At 59.7% G+C, this 19,603-nt stretch carries 15 protein-coding genes; 6 read left to right on the top strand and 9 right to left on the bottom strand.

The annotated features are described in order from the left end of the window. Positions 1–113: 113 nt before the first annotated feature. Positions 114–1,268, top strand: coding sequence for a MalY/PatB family protein (locus KGA96_RS13300; RefSeq protein WP_223513135.1), 1,155 nt, complete (start codon positions 114–116; stop codon positions 1,266–1,268). A gap of 75 nt (positions 1,269–1,343) precedes the next feature. Here the strand turns inward: KGA96_RS13300 and KGA96_RS13305 are convergent, their stop codons facing one another. Next, positions 1,344–3,611 carry an ATP-dependent DNA helicase gene (locus KGA96_RS13305; RefSeq protein ID WP_223513138.1) on the bottom strand — a complete coding sequence of 756 codons (2,268 nt, stop codon included), beginning with the start codon at positions 3,609–3,611 and terminating at the stop codon, positions 1,344–1,346. After that, positions 3,608–5,275: a VRR-NUC domain-containing protein gene (locus tag KGA96_RS13310; RefSeq protein WP_223513141.1), complete on the bottom strand. Its 1,668-nt coding sequence runs from the start codon at positions 5,273–5,275 to the stop codon at positions 3,608–3,610. The genes KGA96_RS13305 and KGA96_RS13310 overlap by 4 nt, the downstream gene beginning before the upstream one ends. A gap of 194 nt (positions 5,276–5,469) precedes the next feature. Between KGA96_RS13310 and KGA96_RS13315 the strand changes: the two genes are divergently transcribed. Together KGA96_RS13315 and KGA96_RS13320 are read left to right on the top strand one after the other, a co-directional pair. Next, the gene (locus KGA96_RS13315; RefSeq protein WP_046043323.1) at positions 5,470–5,694 is read left to right on the top strand and encodes a YgdI/YgdR family lipoprotein; all 225 of its coding nucleotides are present in this window, start codon (positions 5,470–5,472) and stop codon (positions 5,692–5,694) included. Between the two features lie 137 nt (positions 5,695–5,831). Then, on the top strand, positions 5,832–6,509 hold the full coding sequence (locus KGA96_RS13320; protein ID WP_046043322.1) for an MliC family protein: 678 nt from the start codon (positions 5,832–5,834) through the stop codon (positions 6,507–6,509). A gap of 45 nt (positions 6,510–6,554) precedes the next feature. Here KGA96_RS13320 and KGA96_RS13325 read toward each other — a convergent pair whose 3' ends face one another. The 4 genes from KGA96_RS13325 to KGA96_RS13340 all read right to left on the bottom strand — a co-directional run bounded on the left by KGA96_RS13325 (position 6,555) and on the right by KGA96_RS13340 (position 10,373). Beyond that, entirely contained in the window at positions 6,555–7,640 is a 1,086-nt protein-coding gene (locus tag KGA96_RS13325; RefSeq protein ID WP_223513144.1) for a polyamine ABC transporter substrate-binding protein, read from the bottom strand. 75 nt (positions 7,641–7,715) lie between these two features. Then, positions 7,716–8,057 carry a cupin domain-containing protein gene (locus KGA96_RS13330; RefSeq protein WP_046043320.1) on the bottom strand — a complete coding sequence of 114 codons (342 nt, stop codon included), beginning with the start codon at positions 8,055–8,057 and terminating at the stop codon, positions 7,716–7,718. Positions 8,058–8,100: 43 nt separating this feature from the next. Continuing rightward, on the bottom strand, positions 8,101–9,507 hold the full coding sequence (locus KGA96_RS13335; RefSeq protein ID WP_046043319.1) for an NAD(P)/FAD-dependent oxidoreductase: 1,407 nt from the start codon (positions 9,505–9,507) through the stop codon (positions 8,101–8,103). A 50-nt stretch (positions 9,508–9,557) separates the two neighbouring features. Further along, positions 9,558–10,373, bottom strand: coding sequence for a helix-turn-helix domain-containing protein (locus KGA96_RS13340; RefSeq protein WP_223513147.1), 816 nt, complete (start codon positions 10,371–10,373; stop codon positions 9,558–9,560). 266 nt (positions 10,374–10,639) lie between these two features. Between KGA96_RS13340 and KGA96_RS13345 the strand changes: the two genes are divergently transcribed. Then, positions 10,640–10,912, top strand: coding sequence for a DUF1652 domain-containing protein (locus tag KGA96_RS13345; RefSeq protein ID WP_046043362.1), 273 nt, complete (start codon positions 10,640–10,642; stop codon positions 10,910–10,912). 361 nt (positions 10,913–11,273) lie between these two features. Then, the gene (locus tag KGA96_RS13350) at positions 11,274–12,506 is read left to right on the top strand and encodes a hypothetical protein (RefSeq protein WP_223513155.1); all 1,233 of its coding nucleotides are present in this window, start codon (positions 11,274–11,276) and stop codon (positions 12,504–12,506) included. 226 nt (positions 12,507–12,732) lie between these two features. On the opposite strand, the gene KGA96_RS13355 is transcribed toward KGA96_RS13350, so the two are convergent. Next, on the bottom strand, positions 12,733–15,207 hold the full coding sequence (locus tag KGA96_RS13355) for a UvrD-helicase domain-containing protein (protein ID WP_223513158.1): 2,475 nt from the start codon (positions 15,205–15,207) through the stop codon (positions 12,733–12,735). 279 nt (positions 15,208–15,486) lie between these two features. Between KGA96_RS13355 and KGA96_RS13360 the strand changes: the two genes are divergently transcribed. Further along, entirely contained in the window at positions 15,487–16,182 is a 696-nt protein-coding gene (locus tag KGA96_RS13360) for a pirin family protein (RefSeq protein ID WP_046043314.1), read from the top strand. Positions 16,183–16,417: 235 nt separating this feature from the next. On the opposite strand, the gene pgm is transcribed toward KGA96_RS13360, so the two are convergent. Both pgm and KGA96_RS13370 read right to left on the bottom strand, forming a co-directional pair. Then, positions 16,418–18,064: a phosphoglucomutase (alpha-D-glucose-1,6-bisphosphate-dependent) gene (pgm, locus tag KGA96_RS13365; RefSeq protein ID WP_223513161.1), complete on the bottom strand. Its 1,647-nt coding sequence runs from the start codon at positions 18,062–18,064 to the stop codon at positions 16,418–16,420. Between the two features lie 113 nt (positions 18,065–18,177). Next, the gene (locus KGA96_RS13370; protein WP_223464138.1) at positions 18,178–19,578 is read right to left on the bottom strand and encodes a PLP-dependent aminotransferase family protein; all 1,401 of its coding nucleotides are present in this window, start codon (positions 19,576–19,578) and stop codon (positions 18,178–18,180) included. Positions 19,579–19,603: the final 25 nt, after the last annotated feature.

Consider the following 19,603-nt stretch of genomic DNA (forward strand, 5'->3'; position numbering starts at 1 on the left):
GGTCATGCAACATCGATGCTGACTGTACTGGCCCCATCGCGAGCAAGCTCGCTCCCACAGGGCTTGGCGTTTATCATGGTCAGCATTCCAATCCAGCTTTCATGAGACTACGCATGACTTTCGATTTTGATCAGGTGTTCGACCGCCACAACACCGGCAGTACCAAGTGGAGCCGCTACCCGGCCGACGTGTTGCCGATGTGGGTCGCCGACATGGACTTCGCCGCGCCACCGGTGATCATCCAGGCCCTGCAAAAGCGACTGGAACACCCGATGGTCGGCTACAGCGTGGCCCAGGATGACCTGCGCGAGGCGATCGTTGCCGATCTCTGGAACAAGTACGCCTGGCGCGTAGAGCCCCAGGAGTTGATTTTCCTGCCGGGCGTCGAGTCCGGTTTCAACATGGCGTTGAAGGCACTGGTGCAGGCGCCACAGAATGTCGTTGTGCAGGTGCCGAACTACCCGCCGCTGCGCCATGCGCCCGGGCATTGGGGCCTGAACAAGGTCGAGTTGAATTTCGATGCGCAAGCCGACGGCACCTACACCACGCCGCTGGATACCCTGAGCCAGTCGCTGCAAGGTGGTGGCGCACTGCTGCTGAGCAACCCGCACAACCCGCTGGGCAAGGCCTTTCCCCGCGCAGAGCTGCAAGCCATTGCCGATATTTGCCTTGAGCATGATGCCTGGATCATTTCCGACGAGATCCACGCCGAGTTGTGCTTCGACGGCCGCACGCACATTCCGATGGCGACCCTGAGCCCGCAAGTCGCCCAGCGCACCATCACGCTGATGTCGGCAAGCAAGGCCTACAACATTGCCGGCCTGAAGACCTCGTTCATGATCATCCAGGACCGCCATCTGCGCGAGAAGGTCAACCACGCCCGTTGCGGCATGGTCGACAGCGTCAATCCGCTGGGCATGGAAGCCACCCGGATCGCCTACAGCGAAGCCGCGCCATGGCTGGCCGAGCTGAAGGTCTACCTGCAAGGCAATCGCGACTTCCTGGCCGAGGCCGTGCGCACCCGCCTGCCGGGCGTCACCATGAACCTGCCGCAAAGCACCTACCTGGCGTGGCTCGATTGCACGGCACTGGGGCTGGACGACCCGCAGCAGTTCTTCATTGAGCAGGCCAAGGTCGGTTTGAGCGCCGGCCTGGACTTCGGCGATGACTGCAAGCAGTTCGTACGCCTGAACTTCGGCTGCCCACGGTCGCTGCTGGAAGAAGGCATTGCGCGGATGGAGCGCAGCTTGCGCCATCTCAAGGCCTGACCCGCTCTCAGCAATAACGAAGATCCCTGTGGGAGCGAGCTTGCTCGCTCCCACAGGGCGCCCGATGCTGTGATGCTACGAACAATTGCCTGCCATGGCCCACCAACGCGGCAGCAACTGCCTGACCTTGCTCTCGCCAAAACGGTCGTCGATCAACATCACCACCCCTTGATCCTGTTGCGTACGGATCACCCGTCCAGCGGCCTGTACCACTTTCTGCACACCGGGATAAAGGTAGGTGTAGTCATAACCGGCACCGAAAATCGCGGCCATGCGCCGTTTCAGTTGCTCGTTCACCGGATTGAGCTGCGCCAGCCCCAACGTGGCGATAAACGCGCCGATCAATCGGGCGCCGGGCAAATCGATGCCTTCACCAAAGGCCCCGCCCAGCACCGCAAAGCCGACACCCTGGCCGTCGGCGTGAAACTGATCGAGAAACTGCTGACGCTGCGCCTCGCCCATGCCTCGGGATTGCGACCACAGGTTGATGTGCGGATGTTTCTCGGCGAGTAACTGCGCCACCTGCTGCAAGTAATCGAAACTGCTGAAAAACGCCAGGTAATTGCCGGGGCGCTCGCAGAACTGTCTGGCGATCAAGTCCACGATCGGTTCGAGTGATGCCTGGCGATGTACGAACCGCGTGGAGATCTGGTCAACGATGTGCACTTGCAGTTGATCGGCGTGAAACGGTGACTCGACGTCGATGCACACCGTGTCCGCCGGTGTCCCCAGTAAATCGGCGTAATAGTGCCGGGGGCTGAGAGTCGCGGAAAACAGCACCGTGCTACGCGCGGCGGTCAGGCGCGGGCGGATGAACCCGGCGGGGACCACATTGCGCAGGCACAGTTGCGAGAGATTGCGCTGGCGCTCGAGGTCGCGCTTGCTGATGTCGAACAGGAACTGCTCATCGAACAGTTCGGCGACCCGGCAAAAGTGCAGCATGTCGAAGTAGAACCCCTGCAGTGCGCTATCCAGGCCTTGTGGGTGATCGTTGAGGTAGTCACCGATGCTGGCGCTGCACGATGACAGTGCCTGAAGCAGCTTTTCCGGTGCCTTGTCATAGGCCTGATAGGCGCCGGTTTGCGCGTTATGCAGGGCATTCCACTCGCGGTTGACCCGCTGCATCGGTTTTTTCAGCACTTCGGGCGCGGTTTTGCGCACGCCATTGAAGGTCGCCTGATCGAGGCTGGCGCTGTACATCTGCCGGCCGCGTTCCACCAGGTTGTGGGCTTCGTCGACCAGCACCGCGACCTTCCAGTTGTTGGCCTGGGCCAGGCCGAACAGCAACGCGCTGAAATCGAAGTAATAGTTGTAGTCGGCAACCACCACGTCGGCCCAACGCGCCATCTCCTGGCTCAGGTAATACGGGCAGACGTCGTGGTCCAGGGCAACCTCGCGCAAGGCGCTCTGGTTCAACAGGCTCAGTTGGCTGGCCGCCTGCCGTGCGGCGGGCAGGCGATCGTAGAACCCCCGGGCCAGTGGGCAGGACTCGCCGTGGCAGGCTTTGTCCGGATGTTCACAGGCCTTGTCCCGGGCGATCATCTCCAGCACCCGCAACGGCGGCGCATCGGCGCTGGTTAGAATCACTTGCGCGGCGTCCAGGGCCAGTTGCCGTCCCGGTGTTTTCGCCGTGAGGAAGAACACTTTGTCCAGTTGCTGCGGCGCCAGGGCCTTGAGCATGGGGAACAAGGTGCCCAGGGTCTTGCCGATGCCCGTGGGCGCCTGGGCCATCAGGCAGCGCCCCGTGCTGATGGCCTTGAACACCGACTCGGCCAGATGGCGTTGCCCCGGTCGAAAACCGGCATGGGGAAAGGCCAGGCCCTGCGCCGCCCGATTGCGCCCTTCTCGATGGGCGACTTCCTGCTCGGCCCATTGCAGGAACAGCGCGCAATGCCGCTCGAAGAATTGTTGCAGCTCGATGGCGTCGAAAGGTTCGACCAGGCAGGTTTCCTTTTCGCTGACGATGTCGAAATACACCAGAGCCAAGTTGATCCGTGCCAGTTCCAGTTTGCGGCACATCAACCAGCCGTAGATTTTCACCTGGGCCCAATGCAACTGGCGGTGGTTGGCCGGTTGTTTGCCCAAGTCGCCGCGGTAGGTCTTGACCTCTTCCAGGCAGTTTTGCCCGGGGTCATAGCCATCCGCCCTGCCCTTGACCGTCAAGGTCTGATGCTGGCCCTCGAGGGCGACTTCGCTTTGGTAGCCCTCGCTGCGCCGCGAGGCCACCGTACGGTGACCGACGATACCTTCCAGCGCGGTCGGTGACGGTGTGAAGCGCAGGTCGAGGTCGCCGACCTTGGCGGTGAACTCGCACAGCGCCCGCACCGCAATGCTGTAGCTCAATCGTCCTGCTCCGCCCATTGCACGTAGCACACGGCGATGGGCATCTGGTGTTCGTGGCAGAACTCCAGCCAGCGCAACTGGTTGTCCTGAAGGCGATCGCCCGGGCCTTTGACTTCGATCATGCGGTAGGTCTTTTGCTGCGGCCAGAACTGGATAAGGTCCGGCATGCCGGCGCGATTGGCCTTGATGTCCAGCAAGAGGCGGTTGAACCAGTGCTTGAGGTGTTCGGCCGGGAGGCAATCGAGGGCCTGCTCCAGCAACTCTTCGCTGAGCACGCTCCAGAACACGAACGGTGACTGCACGCCCCACTTGGCGGCATACCGTTCGCGGATGGTCTGCCGATAGCGCCCGTCATCGAGTTCGGCCAGGCACGCCTGAAACAGCTCGGCCCGGCGGACCTGGAAGTCTTCGCTGAGCAGATCCACCGGCCCGCGCTGGAACGGGTGAAAAAACGCACCCGGCAACGGCGCGAAAATCGCTGGCCAGCACAGCAGGCCAAACAGTGAATTGACCAGGCTGTTTTCCACGTAGTGCACCGGCGCCGCTTCTTGCGCCAGATGCGCCTGAACGTAGAACTCCACCGATAACGCCGGGTCAGTCCTGGGCAATTGCAGGTCCAGGCGCTGCATTTCCCGAGGCGCAGCCCGCTTGATGGGCGGCCCGCCGAGCTTGCGCCGCAGGCGTGGCAGCACGCGGAGCAACTGCTGGTGTTCGGCGGCGCTTTCCGGCGCCTGCTCGGCCTTCTCGGCCAGGTCCATGGCCTGTTCAAACTGACCGCTGCGTTCCAGCACGCGAATCAGCCGCGCCCGCGCGCCGGGATAAGCACATTCGCGGTACAGGTTCAGGGCCATGGAGAAATCCGCGATGCGCTCGCAGTACTGGGCCATCTGGAACAGCAGCTTGCCGCGCCGGCGTTGCAACCACGGATTATCCAGCGCCAGTCCCTTGATCCGCTCCGCCACCTCTTCCAGCGTTTCACCGGCCTCGAATTGTTGCTGGTACGCGTGCAAGAGGACGCAGGCATCCACGTCTTCGCGGCTGCGCAAACCGCGGGACTCGGCGCAGAATTCGACTTTTTCGTAGGTGTAGATACCGAGGTCAGCCAACACGAACTCCGACCAGTCCTGATACAGGTTGCCGAAAAACATCAGGCGCAGGCGATCGCACAATTGCATGATGGTCAGGCTGAACAGGCGCTCGTCCAGGGCCGGGCACCAGTCGTTGAAGCTTTGTACCTGGGGAAACTGCTCGCACAGCGCCGGCAGCCAATCGGCTTTCTTGCCTTTGGGGTGATCGATTGCCGGGCCAAAGGCCTGGAGGATTTCACCCTTGAGCAGCACCTCGAACAGAGCGTCGACTGTCAACGGTATTCGCTCATCGACCCAGCCAAGCGCTAACAGCGGCCCGACGGCGCTGCCGGTATCGCCGATTTCCTCGTAATGCAGTTTGCTCGCCCTGAAATGAACGCCCTTGCGCATGACCATTCTGACCAGCAGTGCCTGCGATTCACGGGGCAACCGCTTAAACTCATTAATGAAACGCAGCTCGTCGACGCTCAGCACATCGGCAAAGCGCTGATCAAGCCAATCAAGCACTTGCATGAAGTTGTTCAAGTAATAGAACGGATCGTCGAGGGGATTTGCGGTCACTGGAAAAAGGGCCATGGCGATGGATACTGGTTATGCATACAGATACCAGTTCCACGCCGCGTGGCGCAATCGGAAAAGGATAAATGGCGGCGCTGTACAGAATTTTCCCAAGGCAGTAGAACTTTCCGCCCCCTGGCGGCACCAACCGCCATACAGGTGCAGTGACAGCCTCGGGCTGATGGCGCTGCCTTAACCTACGGGAGGTGATCATGGACATCAAGACATTGGGCCTGCCCCTGGCTGTAGCGGCCTTGCTGGCGCTGGCCGGTTGCTCGACGCCAACGGTGGTGACGCTGCAGAACGGCACTCAATACCTGACCAAGGACATGCCGAAGACCAAAACCAAGGACGGGTTCTTTGAGTTTGAGGACATTTCCGGTGCGATGGTGAAAGTCAGGGCCGATGAAGTAGCGACGATTCGCGAAGAAGACTGACGTTTCTCCTGGCACGATGTGGCAGGTTTCGAGCACTGCTTTACACTCGATAGACCCCGTGCGACCGAATGACTGTGCAACGCTTCGACACAGGCGTTGCAATACGGGCATCACGCAAAGACTCAGGTGACGCCGAAATGAAAATGGTCATGCCACTTCTGGCCTCTGTGCTCGCCGTCAGCACGTGCATGACGGCGAGCCTGTGTGATGCCGCCACAAAGGCAAAACCCAAGCCAAAGCCCTTGCCAACGTACAAAACCAGTTTCGATTGCGCCACCCCCCAGGCATCCGCCGAAAAGCTTGTCTGTCACGACGCTCAACTGGCGCGCATGGATCTGGAGCTCAATCGTCTTTATCTCCTGGCGCTCACCGACGAACACTCAGTGCCGCGCCCGAATAAAGTCGAGATTGACCAGCGGTTCTGGCTTGAGTCCCGTAACCAGTGTGGTGGCGGGACTCAAGCCAAGGCCTGCGTCGTGCGAAGTTATGCCGAGCGTGCGTTCCAACTGCGCCAGGGTTCGGCCATTGCGAGAACCAAGGACCCAAGCAGGCTCACGGAAGGCCCGTTGGCTTATCGTTGCGCAGGGTTTAATGCATTGGTTGCCGCCACCTTCTTTACGGTCGAACCGGGCGTGGTGTTCCTCAAATGGGCCAACTCCTCGGTGACGCTGAACCAGGTGCCGAACAATTCAGGAAACCAATACACGGGCAAGGATTACAAGGGCAGCTACAGCTTCTGGCAAATCGGCGATGAGGTGTTTTTCCAGATACCCGGCTCAGGCCAGATGAGTTGCGCAGCCGAGCCGGTCGGCTGATGACGATGGCAACGGGACGTCCTGTCCCGTTCGCCTGACCAGCTTTCAGCTGCCGGTGCGAATCTTGTTCCACGCTCGCGTGCGAATCCGGTCGATATTCAACGGCATGGCTTCCAGGGCAAACAGCTTGCCCATCATTTCCGGACTTGGGTAAACCTTGGTGTCGTTCTTGATGGCTGGATCGATCAGGCTGTCAGCCTGTTCATTGCCATTGGCGTAATGCACATAATTGCTGATGCCGGCCATGACGTCCGGGCGCAGCAGGTAGTTCATAAAGGCGTAACCGGCCTTTTCATCCGGGGCATCGACCGGCATGGCAACCATGTCGAACCAGATCGCGGCGCCCTCCTTGGGAATCGAGTAGCCGATGTCGATACCGTTCTTGGCTTCCCTGGCGCGGTTTTCCGCTTGCAGGATGTCACCGGAAAAGCCGACCGCGACGCAGATATCGCCATTGGCCAGGTCACTGGTGTACTTGGACGAGTGGAAATAGCTGACATATGGCCGCACCTTCATCAGCAGGGCTTCGGCCTTCTTGTAGTCTTCCGGGTTCTTGCTGTGATGGGGCAGCCCGAGGTAGTTCAACGCCGCCGGCAGCAGCTCCGGGCCGTTGTCGAGGATGGCCACCCCGCACTTCTGCAACTTCTGCATGTTCTCGGGCTTGAAGATCAGGTCCCAGGAGTCCACCGGGGCGTTGTCCCCCAGCACGGCCTTGACCTTGGCAATGTTGTAGCCGATGCCGGTGCTGCCCCACAGGTACGGGAAGCCGCGCTCGTTGCCCGGATCATTGGTCTGCAACGCCTTGAGCAACACAGGGTTGAGGTTCTTCCAGTTCGGCAGCTGACTCTTGTCGAGTTTCTTCAGCGCGCCGCCTTCAATTTGCCGGGCCATGAAGTGGTTGGACGGGAACACCACGTCGTAGCCGGATTTGCCGGTCATCAACTTGCCATCGAGGGTTTCGTTGCTGTCATAGACGTCATAGGTGACGTCGATGCCGGTTTCTTTCTGGAAGTTTTTCGTGGTGTCTGGCGCGATGTAATCCGACCAGTTGTAGATCTTGACGGTTTCGGCGGCGTGGCTGATCGATGCAACCAGCATCAGCGGGGCCAGAGTCAGTGTCTTTCGCAGCATGGGTCGATTCCTGTAGGTTTTTTTTGTTGGCAGGCAATCAAAGGATCAGCTTTCAAATTTCAAAGAATTGAAAATTCAAAAAATCAGGACATAGGTCTTGCGCACGGTTTCCTGGATGTCCCAAATGCCGAGGCTGTTGGCCGGCAACATCAGTGCGTCGCCGGCTTCTATGTACAGGGGCTCGCCGCCGTCCGGGGTAAAGGTGCAGCGGCCCTGGATGAAGTGACAGAATTCCTGGGCGACGATCTGCCGCCGCCAGCGCCCGGGGGTGCATTCCCAGACGCCGGTCTCGACGCCGTCGTCGCGTTCGACGCTGGTGGTCGAAGCCACGGCCACCGGGGTGCCCAGGGGCACGGCGACCGGATTGGACTCTTCCAGTTTCAGGGTTGCGGTGTTCTTGAATTGCGTGATGCTCATGGGAATACCTGTCGATATAGCCTGTAGATGAGGAGCGTGCCGTTTAGTGCATGAAACCTTCCATGAAACCGGCCACCCCGCTGGCCAGCTTGCGCCGCCAGGGCGCAGTGGCCGGGTTGGCGAGGGTCTGGTCCTCATGGACAAAGCTGCGGATGATCGCGTTGTAGCCGAGCCAGCGGATCGGCTCCGGCTCCCAGGCCCGCAGTGCATCGAGGCCACGCTGGGGAATGACCCACGGCTGGCGCACCAGATCGGTGTCGCGCCCCAGGATCAGGTCGGCCAGCGTGCGGCCCCCCAGGTTGCTGGCACCAACGCCCTCCCCGCCATAACCGCCCGACAGGGCAATGCCGTTGGCCCGGTCGCAAAGCATGTGCGGCTGGAAATGCCGGGACATGCCCAGGTTGCCGCCCCAGGAATGGGTGATCTGCACGTTCTTCAACTGCGGGAACAGTTCGCCGAACAGGTAGCGCCGCAGCTGTATTTCGTCAGTGGTCAGGTCGAAGTCGTGCCGCAGCTTGCCGGCGAACTGGTAGCCACCACGGGCGCCGAAGATCAGTCGGTTGTCAGCGGTGCGCTGACCGTAGGTGACCTGGCGACTGGCCTCGCTGAACGCCTGGCCACGACTCAGGCCGATTTCGTCCCAGGTGGCCGCCGACAAGGGCTCGGTCGCGACGATCAGGCTCTGCACCGGCATCTGGAAACGCCCCAATGGCGGCAGCGTGACGGAATAGCCCTCTACCGCCGGCACCACCCAGCGACTACGCACCGAAGCTTTCGCCGTGCGCAGGCTGCCGGACTGCCAATGGGTGACCGGGCTGTTTTCATAGATTCTGACGCCCAGGCGCTCCACCGCCCGGGCCAGCCCCCGTACCAGCCTAGCCGGGTGGATGGTCGCCACGTGCGGCGCGTAGATGCCGCCGTAGGGTTTGGCGATGCGGATCTGTTGCGCCAGTTGTTCCGGGGTCAGCCAGCGATAGTGGCTGTCGTTGAGGCCCCGACGGTGGAGATCGTCCAGGTAATGACGCAGGCTGGCCTCCTGCTCCGGGTAGCGCGCGGCGCAATACAGCACCCCGCCTTTACGGTAATCGCAGTCGATCCCCTCACGTTCGAGGACAATCTCCACTTCATCCGGAATGCTGTGCAACAGATGGTAGGAGGCCCGGCGATCTTCGACTGATAGATTGGCCAACAGGCGATCCTCACCCAGCAAATTGCCCATCAGCCAGCCACCATTGCGCCCCGACGCGCCGAAACCGGCGGTTTGCGCCTCGACAATCGCGATGTTCAGGTCTGGTTTGTGCTGCTTGAGGTAGTACGCGGTCCAGAGCCCGGTGTAGCCCGCGCCGATGATCGCCACGTCGACATCCAGGTCCCGCTCCAGCGCAGGACGCGCCAACAGAGGCTCGTCGAGTTGGTCCATCCACAAACTGATAGTGCGCCACGCCGGCATGCAAGACTCCGCCACTCAAACTTCGATGGCATCGATCCTAGTGCGTGGGCTCAGGCGCTGTCTTGCGCGCGTGCACGCAAAGAAATTTGTTTGACGTAGGCCTTGGGCGACTGGCCGGTGTGCTGGCGGAAACAGCTGTAGAACGCCGACAGCGAATTGAATCCGGCAGCGAAGGCCAGCTCATCGATGCGCACTGGCGGCGTCGCGGCATCCAGCGCTGCGAGCAAATGTTGCAGGCGCGCCTGGTTGACGTAGCGGTAGAAGCTCTGGCCCAGCACCTGATTCAACAGGTAGGAAATCTGGTTGCGGCTGTAGCCACACTCCTTCGCCACCCGTTGCAGATCGAGCTCCGGGTCCAGATAAGGCTGTTGACCCTGGAAATACTGCTGCAGGTCATCGGCCATAAAGCTCAATTGGCGCGGCGACAGGCCGAGCCGGCTGACCGCCGGGCGCTGATTGCCGGACGTTTTGCTGCCGGGTTGCTCGTGCACCAATGACGCATATTCATTGACCCGCCAGATCAGCCCGTCCTTGACGGTAATCGCTTCGCTGGCGCGAAACGACACCAGCCCTTCACCGCCGCGCAGGGTGATGCGGTACTGAATGAACGCCGTGTTGCCGTCCAGTCGAATGCGGTCGGAATGCTCCAGCGCTTCATCCGGATCCCGGGGCATGCTGCTGCGCACATACTCGCGCAACTCGGCCAGGCCCATGACCTTGTTCTGGAAGAAATCGTTGTACTGGACTTCAGGGTGATAAAGCGCCATGACGCCATCCAGATCCCGGTGCTTCCAGCGCAAGTGATAGCGCATGACCGTCTCGCCCGTGGCCTGGGTTTGCAGCGGGCCATCATCATCGGCGTGCATTGTACATCTCTGCGGGAAAACACCGAGCTTGCCCAACTTGTGCGTTGTCTTCAACGACTAAACCGATGATGGCGGGCGCCCGCAATCGGCCGATAAGCGTGAGCCGGATCAAAAAAAACGCCGGCAATCGCCAAACGACCTGAAAACTCCACATTATTTTCACATCCGGATGCTACTTTTAAAAACTGTCACTGGTTGAACCAATGAAGGTTCTTCCCTCCTACCATGAGCTAACGGACGCGCTCGATAATGAAGGCGGGCAACACATGAATATAGGGTTCAGTAAGGTCACGTTTCCAAACGCCTGCCAGCTGATGCGCTGGCATTTTCATCCCATGGGTTTCGAGGCGAGCATGGACGCGCCGGGCAGCATGATTGCCCGTCTTTTTGATCGTGCCACTGGCGAGACCATGATCGCCATTGCCGGTATTCCGTGCGCCACCGTCATGAATGCTGCGGATGTAGAACTGATAATCGAAGCGGTGGAGGATGAACTTGAAGCCTTCGTACCACCACAAGCCCTCAGGAGTTATGCCTGAAGGCTGAACGCCCACAAAAAAGCCCACGTCAGGTGTAATACCGTTCATTTAAGAGATAGAGCGAGCAATAAGTAACCTGTGGCGAGGGAGCTTGCTCCCGCTGGACTGCGCAGCAGTCCCATTTTAGGGCCGCTTCGCGCCCCAGCGGGAGCAAGCTCCCTCGCCACAGATACAGTGTTCGTCCTTAAGTGAACAGCATTACACGTCAGGTGGGCTTTTTTGTGGGCGAACTGGTGGTATCCCCCCCGCAAAAATGGTCATGCGTCAACTGTCACTTCTGAGCGTTTACAGGGTATCGATGGGCGGGCTGAATGAGCACTGCCGTGCCACGGCATGCAAATTCATCGGATGGAGTGAAGTCATGACGACTCAAGATGCTGCTCGAACATTGGATCAATCCGGCAGCCTGGACCCCGGTTTTGGCGACAATCAAAACGGCACTATCTTATTGCAAGGTACAAAAGTAGAAGCCATCGCTGTCTTGAAAGCTGAAGGCGCTAATCAAGGAAAAATCATCGGCGCCATCAGCAATGGTTCCAGCGCATTCACACTGTTTCGCCTCGACAAGACAGGATTGCTGGACAGATCATTCGGACCAGACGGAACAGGTTATGCGACAGGGCGCTTTGGCGCAGATACAACCCTCCCCACTGTAAGAACCCTGACCATAATCGACAACGGCAGCATTCTGGTAACGGGAGATGTACGACAATCCTCGCTAGGTCCCCACTACCCTGCTGCGGCGCTTTTCAATAGCAATGGAACACCGAATCTGGTGTTTGGCACCTTCAGGTTTGAAGAAGCGCCACCTACATTGCCTGTTGAATCGAGTGTCCCGATTCCCCTGAACGACGCCGAAGCGAAGGCCGGGAAAATCCTGTTTGCCGTCAACAACAGCTCCCCGGGGCCTTACCGCAATTGGGGCTTGTTGATTCAATTGACGCTCAATGGTGAGCTGGACAAAGACCTTGATGGGCGAGGCTACGTCTACTTTCGGCACAATAACGAAAACACGACAACGGTCGGCGCGGTAACACAGACTGACGGCACAATCGTGTTGGCCGGATATACATCCAGTCATGCCTTTCTGGCCGGATTCACCTCCAATGGCAAGATCGACACGACGTTTGGAACAGGAGGTATCAAAACATTTGAGTCCCCCGAAGGTGCGATCAGGCTCAGTAAAGTGCTTGCACAACCCGATAACAAACTGATTGCTGTCGGCACAGTGACAAAGAGCCCTCAGCGAGGATGGGTGACAAGGACACTCAGTAACGGAACTTCGGACAACACCTTTAATAACGGCAATGAATTCATTACCCAGTTCCCCTTTCGGAGCTTGCAGTGGAACTCGGCAGACATTGACTCGAAAGGATCGATCGTGGTGGCAGGGGAAATAGATCAACGCTTATGCATAGTCGGCCGAATCACTGAAGATGGCCGCGTAGACACCACCTTCACTCCCACGGGTTTAAGTGACCCGAACGCGGCAGACACACCCAATGTGACGACCAGTGTCGCTGTGCAGAGCGATGCTCGAATCATTGTCGCCGGGATCAAAACAGATGCGTCGGTGAGTGGTTACGTTGGTTAAAGCATCGAAGGCGTCCTGACCTGTTTCTGATACTGAACATGTTTGCCCAGGCTGACGCCTTCGCGAGCAGGCTCTCTCCCACAGTATCCGGTGTTGTTCATAAATCTCGACCAGCACCAATTCCAGTGGGAGCGAGCTTGCTCGCGTCAAGGCCGCATTGGGAGTACCAGGTTGAACTCTGCATGTTCGCCATCTGGCGAATGCCCATCTTGTCGAAATATTGGGCTCAAGCAGAAGCCTTGCCCTGTCGATGGTCGACAAAGAACGCCTTGCCCTTGCCGATCCGGTCGGAGGCCTTGGGCATGTTCGCGGCCTGGGTGTCTTGGGCGTCGACGTACCAGTAGCAATGGCTGACGGCGCGGGTTATACCCACGTACGCCAGCCGCAGGATCTCGTCCTTCTGGGCGTTGTCGTAGGGTTCGCTGTCACCGGCCTTGCCCAGGCCCGCCATCCGGTAAACCTGATTCTTGTAAGGCGAGCTGGTCAGGTGCTGGCAATCGCCTAGCAAAAACACTGCATCGGCCTGGAGGCCCTTGGCGCTGTGATAGGTCAGTTGCTTGAGCCTGCGAGCCTCATACGGCAAGCTCGAATCAGCATTAAGTACTGGCTGAATATGTTGTTCTATCAATGCCTTATCGCTACTTCTTCGATAAAGCATCAAGATCGAATCACCCTTGCGGTAATGCTCCATCAGGCGTTGGGCCATGCCCTGGTCATCACGATCGAGGACGTTCACCGGCAGCAATGCCTTGGGTTCACCGCTGGCCTTGGCTTTTTTCCCGGCAATCGCCGGTGCTGCACGCACGATGTGCTCGGCGGCATCGATGATGTGCTGGTGGCTGCGGTAGTTGTCGCTGAGCATGACCTTGGTGGTGCTCGGCGACGGGAACTCCTTGTTGAACTCCATGAAGTAGGTCGGCGAACTGCCGCGCCAACCATAGATGGACTGCCAGTCATCGCCCACACAGAGCAGCGAGGAACGCTGGGCTCCGCGCCCTACGTGCATGGCCGGTCCGCGACTGCGGATCTCTGCCAGGCTGGCCCTGATCCAGGAGACGATTTGCGGCGAGACATCCTGGAATTCGTCGATCATCAGGTGTGACAGCGGCCGCAGCAGCTCATCGCCGAGCAGCTTGAGGTTCTCCGGCGAATGCTCGCTGAACAAGGCGAACATCCGGTTGTAGGTCATGATCGGCGGCTTCTGATCCAGCAAGTGATCTTCCAGCGCCCGCCAGTAAAGGCTCAAGGCTTCGAAGAAGAATCGGTCGGGATCGTCCTTGGCGAAACTCATCTGAGCCACGGCGCCCGGCACGTCCAGCCCGAGGTTTTCGATGAACCCGGCGGCGGCGACAAAACAATCGAGCAGCGGTGCGGAAGCGAGCTCGCCCTTGACCTTGTAATCGAAGCCCGGCCCGGCACTGGCATCGCCGGCAAGCGAGGCCAAAACGCGCTTTGATGACTCGTAACTATCAAGCCATATCAAAGGCTTACGACAGAAAGCTTGAAACAGGGTGCGCTTTACTGCCCACTCTGCGCGCACCGTCAGCTTGGCGTTCGGTCGCGTGACCTGCGGGTTTTCCCGAGGATCGAACCCGAGTACCACCCAGGCATCCAGGGACGGGATGTAGCCGTGACAATGGAACGTCGAACCGTTGATATCGAACGACTGGCGATTCGGTTCGATGCCCTTGAAGGGCCAGGCACCTGCGCGAAACCATAGGTCCTCGATGGCATCGCACAGTTCTTCATCGCGTTTGGCCGCCAGTTCGGTCACGCCCATGCGTTTCTGCACATCCGGGTGATCGCGCTCCAGCTCCTTGAGTTGCAGGGCATGCCGGGACAATGGCTTGATCAGCTCGCGAAAATGCTCATCGTCACTGTGCAGACGGTGATAGCAGGCGTTGAGCTGCTGGCGTTGAGCGTCGTTGATCCGTAGATCGAACGGATTGCTATCGGCCTCATTATCACCCTGTGCGGCCCGCAGGCTGAGGTTCTCGAAAGCCTGCAGGCGCTCGAAACCCGGAAGGTTGCGCACCATCGGCAGGATCCGCGAGTGAAAGGTGCGCACCAGATCCCGCGCCTCCTTGAAACTGATCGCGCGGCCCCAGAGCGCAAACAGTTCGATCAGCTTGTTGATGAAGTCCTTGCGCGATTCACGGGTGAAGGTCACCACCGTCATCGAACTCAGTTCGAAGCCCAGGTAATGGGTCAACAGTAAGATACGCAGCACCAGGGTGGTTGATTTGCCTGCACCGGCACCCGCGATCACCGAGGTGGACGGTGTGTCGCTGAAGATCATTTTCCACTGTGCGGCACTGGGTTGGGCATGGGCCGGCAACAACCGGACGACATCGGCCTTCATGCGCTTCTTCAACTCGGCGCTCAACGGCAGGCGCCAGTCGTCGAACAGCAGGTCATCGACATTCGGCGGTCGGTGTTCAGTGCTGCGCGAGTCGCGGATCAGCAGGACCTGCCGACCCTCCTCCAGGCCTTCGAGCTTGCCTTCCTTGTAGCCGTAATCGACCCCGGCGCTGTGACCGCTGCGAAATCCGTCGGCCTGGCCATGCAACCACGACGCACGATGCTGTGCGTGCAGGCGGGTCAGGCTGTAGCCGAAGAATCGGGCGAGCAATCGCTTGACCAGCGGCATCTCGGCCAGGGGGCGAAGTTCAGGCGGAAGATCGGGGGTGTGTTGCGGCACGCGGACTGACTCCAGGGTGTGAGGCTGTTGAGCGCTATGGTGTCTGCATTTGCCGTCGAGTTCTAGTCAATTGCTTATGACTCATTGGCTTATGCGATGAAGTGAAAGCTGGATGAGAAACTTTCGAGTTCGTTTTATATCAATCCATTCGATGGGAATGCTGCATTTTTTACGCTTTTTATCGATTGTTGCCTGTTGGATGATGGCCGTCATCACTCACCGGTCTCGCTTCGTGGCTCAGGCACCTGGCCCCATGACGAACCTTTTCTGGAGACGATCATGCTTGAACTCAGACCTTTCAACTCCCTCGGCGGCGCTCACCACGGCTGGTTGGATGCTCACCACCATTTTTCGTTCGCCGAATACTACGATCCCAAGCGCATGAACTGGGGCAACCTGCGAGTCTGGAACGACGACGTGATCGCTCCCGGCACCGGTTTCCCGCAACACCCGCACCGGGACATGGAAATCATCACCTATGTCCGTGAAGGCGCCATTACCCACCAGGACAACCTTGGCAACAAGGGCCGCACCGAAGCCGGTGACGTCCAGGTCATGAGTGCCGGTACCGGGATCGCCCACAGCGAGTACAACCTGGAAGCGACGCCGACCAGGATTTTCCAGATATGGATCATCCCGAACGAGTCCGGCCTGGCCCCGTCCTGGGGCGCCAAGCCGTTCCCGAAGGGCAACCGCGAAGGTTTTGTCACCCTGGCCAGCGGCAAGGATGGCGACGATCAGAGCCTGCGCATTCGCGCCGATGCCCGGCTGGTAGCGGCCAACCTGAAGGCCGGCGAGTCTGCCGAATACCCGCTGGACAAGGGGCGTCGTGCGTACCTGGTGCCGGCCACTGGGGTCATTGAAGTCAATGGCTTGCGTGCACAAGCTCGAGATGGTGTCGCGGTTGCTGATGAGCAGGTTTTGCGAGTGACTGCCATCGAGGACAGCGAGATTGTTCTGGTGGATCTGGCTTGATTCGGTAATTGCCGGACGGCACAAAAAAAGGGCGACCGTGAATGGTCGCCCCTTTTTTTGCTGATCCGGAATCCCTTTGTGGCGAGGGGGCTTGCTCCCGCTGGGGTGCGAAGCGACCCTGAAACCGGCAAACGCGGTTTCATGAAACACCGCATCGTCTGGATTTACGACTGCTTCGCAGTCGAGCGGGAGCAAGCTCCCTCGCCACAGTTCTCACTCACCACAGTGCCCGCGATCACTTCGCGGAAATGGCACCATCCACCAGTGTTTGCGCCTCGGCCACCAGTTGCTTGAGGTGGTCGTCGCTGACAAAGCTTTCGGCGTAGATCTTGTAGATGTCTTCCGTGCCCGATGGGCGCGCCGCGAACCAGCCGTTCTCGGTCATGACCTTGAGGCCGCCAATGGCCTGGTCATTGCCCGGTGCGTGGCTGAGGATGCTCTGGATCGGCTCGCCTGCCAGTTGGGTCGAGGTGACCTGTTGCGGCGACAGCTTGCTCAACAGCGCTTTCTGCTCCGGATTGGCCTTGGCATCGACCCGCACCGAGAACGGCTCACCCAGTTCATCGGTCAAGGCACGGTACGCCTGGCTCGGGTCGCGACCGGTCCGCGCGGTCATCTCGGCGGCCAGCAGGGCCGGAATCAAACCGTCCTTGTCGGTGCTCCAGACGCCGCCGTCCTTGCGCAGGAACGAGGCACCGGCGCTTTCTTCGCCGCCGAAACCGAGGGATCCATCGAACAGGCCGTCGGCAAACCATTTGAAACCGACCGGCACTTCGTACAGGCGGCGATCCAGGCGCTTGGCCACGCGATCGATCAGGCCGCTGCTGACCACGGTTTTACCCACGGCGGCATCGGCGCGCCATTGCGGACGATTCTGGAACAGGTAGTCGATGGCCACGGCGAGGTAGTTGTTCGGCGCCAGCAAACCACCAGACGGCGTGACGATGCCATGGCGGTCGTGGTCCGGGTCGCAGGCAAATGCCACGTCGAAGCGCTCTTTCAAGCCGATCAGGCCTTGCATGGCGTGGCTGGACGATGGGTCCATGCGGATCTGGCCGTCCCAGTCGACGGTCATGAAACGGAAGGTCGGGTCGACCTCTTTGTTCACCACGTCCAGGTCCAGGCGGTAATGCTCGGCGATCGCCGACCAGTAGCGCACCCCCGCTCCACCCAACGGATCGACACCCAGGCGCAGCTTGGCGTCGCGGATGGCGTCGAAGTCGATCACGTTGATCAGGTCGGCGACATAGGTGTTGAGGTAATCGTGACGATGGGTGGTGCTGGCCTTCAGTGCCTGCTCGTAGCTGATGCGCTTGACGCCAGCGAGCTTGTTGGCCAGCAGTTCGTTGGCCTTGGCTTCGATCCACTTGGTGATGTGGGTATCGGCCGGACCACCGTTGGTTGGGTTGTACTTGTAGCCACCGCTTTGCGGCGGGTTGTGGGACGGCGTGATGACAATGCCGTCTGCCAGGCCGCTGGTGCGACCGCGGTTGTAGCAGAGAATCGCATGGGAAATGGCCGGTGTCGGCGTGTACTCGTCACCCTCGGCGATCATCACGGTCACGCCGTTGGCCGCCAGTACTTCGAGGGCGCTGGCGCCGGCCGGCGTGGACAGCGCGTGGGTGTCGATGCCGACAAACAGCGGGCCATCGATGCCTTGAGCTTCGCGGTACAGGCAGATCGCCTGACTGATCGCCAGCACGTGCCATTCGTTGAAACTCAAGTCGAACGAGCTGCCCCGGTGCCCGGACGTGCCAAAGGCAACGCGCTGGGTCGAAATCGCAGCATCAGGCTGGCCGGTGTAATAGGCCGTTACCAGTCGCGGGATGTCGACCAACAATTGTGCCGGTGCCGGTTTACCCGCAAAAGGACTGAGTGTCATGCAAAACCTCTGGAATAGAGTGGTTCAGGAATTGGGTCGCAGTTTACTGGCAGTTTGACCGCAACGCGATGAGATCGATCCAATACAGTGGGGGTTGTTATTTTTTGTCTCACTCACTCGATTGATTCCAGGCGCAGCGCATCCCCCAGCAGTCCCAGCGCGGCCGCCAGGTTGTGATCGCCGCCGAAGGTATGACTCAGGCGCAAATGCTGCCCGTACAGTCCGTGGAGGCTGAACAGCTCGCCCGGCGCGATGACCACCTGATGCGCCAGCAGGCGCTGGAACACACGACGGACATTGACCCGACGCAACGAGCGCACCCAGATCGTTGCGCCACCTTCTGGTTCGACGAAATGCAAGGCATCACCCAATCGCTCCTGCAACAACAGGGTCATTTGACACTTGCGCTCCTTGAGCAGCCGGCGCAGCACCAGCAGGTGTTGATCGATACGACCGCTGCTGTACAAGCGGGCGATGGCTTTCTGGCGAATCGGTGAAAGACGAAAGGAACGCAGTAGAAAGTGCCGTTGCAGCTCAGCGCTCAAATGCCTGGAAAGCAGATAACCATAGGGTGCTTCAGGCCCGATGATTTTCTCGAACGTGGAAAACACCATCAGCCGTTCAGGGTCCAGCAAGTCTCGAAAGCGCACGCAGCCGAGGTCGAATCCGAGTTCGCCATAACAGTCGTTTTCCAGCACCCAACTGTCATGCGCGGCCAACAGCCGGGCGATGGCCTGCCTGTTTTCGTCAGGCGCCAGGCTGCCACGGGGCATGTTCAGGGCCGAGGACAGCATCACCAGCCTTACCGGCTCGGTATCCAGCAGCATGTTGAGCCGTTCCGGATCCAGGCCACCATCGGCTTGCACAGGCAGTTCAATCACCCGCACGCAAGCGGCTTGAAACAAACGCAGGATCGTCCAGTCGCACGGCGATTCGACCACCACTGTGGCATCTTTCAAGCCCAGCACGGCGATCAGGATTTCCAGTACACCGCGAAGGTCGGCGCCGATGTAGACATCATCGGCGTGCCAGTAACGCATGGGAGACGTGGTGTAGCGTGCTGCCAGGGCGGTGCGCAGTTCGAGTTCGCCGCAAGGCTGCGAAGGCGACTGCGGCTGGCGGGGGTACTGGCGCAACAACTCCCGCTCCAGCAGCAACAAAGGACTGTCGAGTGGCTGCAACAACGCCGGTTCATCGGCGCTCAGCACCAGCATCCCCGGACGCCTGGCATTCACATAGACCGCCTCCAGCAGGTCGCTGCCGCTGTCCTGCGGGTTGATTGAAGACACCGGCAACGCGTAGTAACCGGACTTGGCTACCGAATAGACCCGCCCTTCTTTCTCCAGCAGCGAATAGGCGTATTGAATGGTCGAGATCGACACATTGAGACGCTCCGCCAGATGCCGCAGCGACGGCAGGCGGATGCGCGAATCCCCTTCAGACTCGTTGATCAGGCTGACCAGGTATCGATAAACCGCCTGATAGGCGAAATCCGTTTCTCGTGGACCTTTCATGGGCGAAGGCCAACCACGCTGGCTG

The organism is Pseudomonas sp. GL-R-26, assembly GCF_019947365.1.
Classification (GTDB): domain Bacteria; phylum Pseudomonadota; class Gammaproteobacteria; order Pseudomonadales; family Pseudomonadaceae; genus Aquipseudomonas.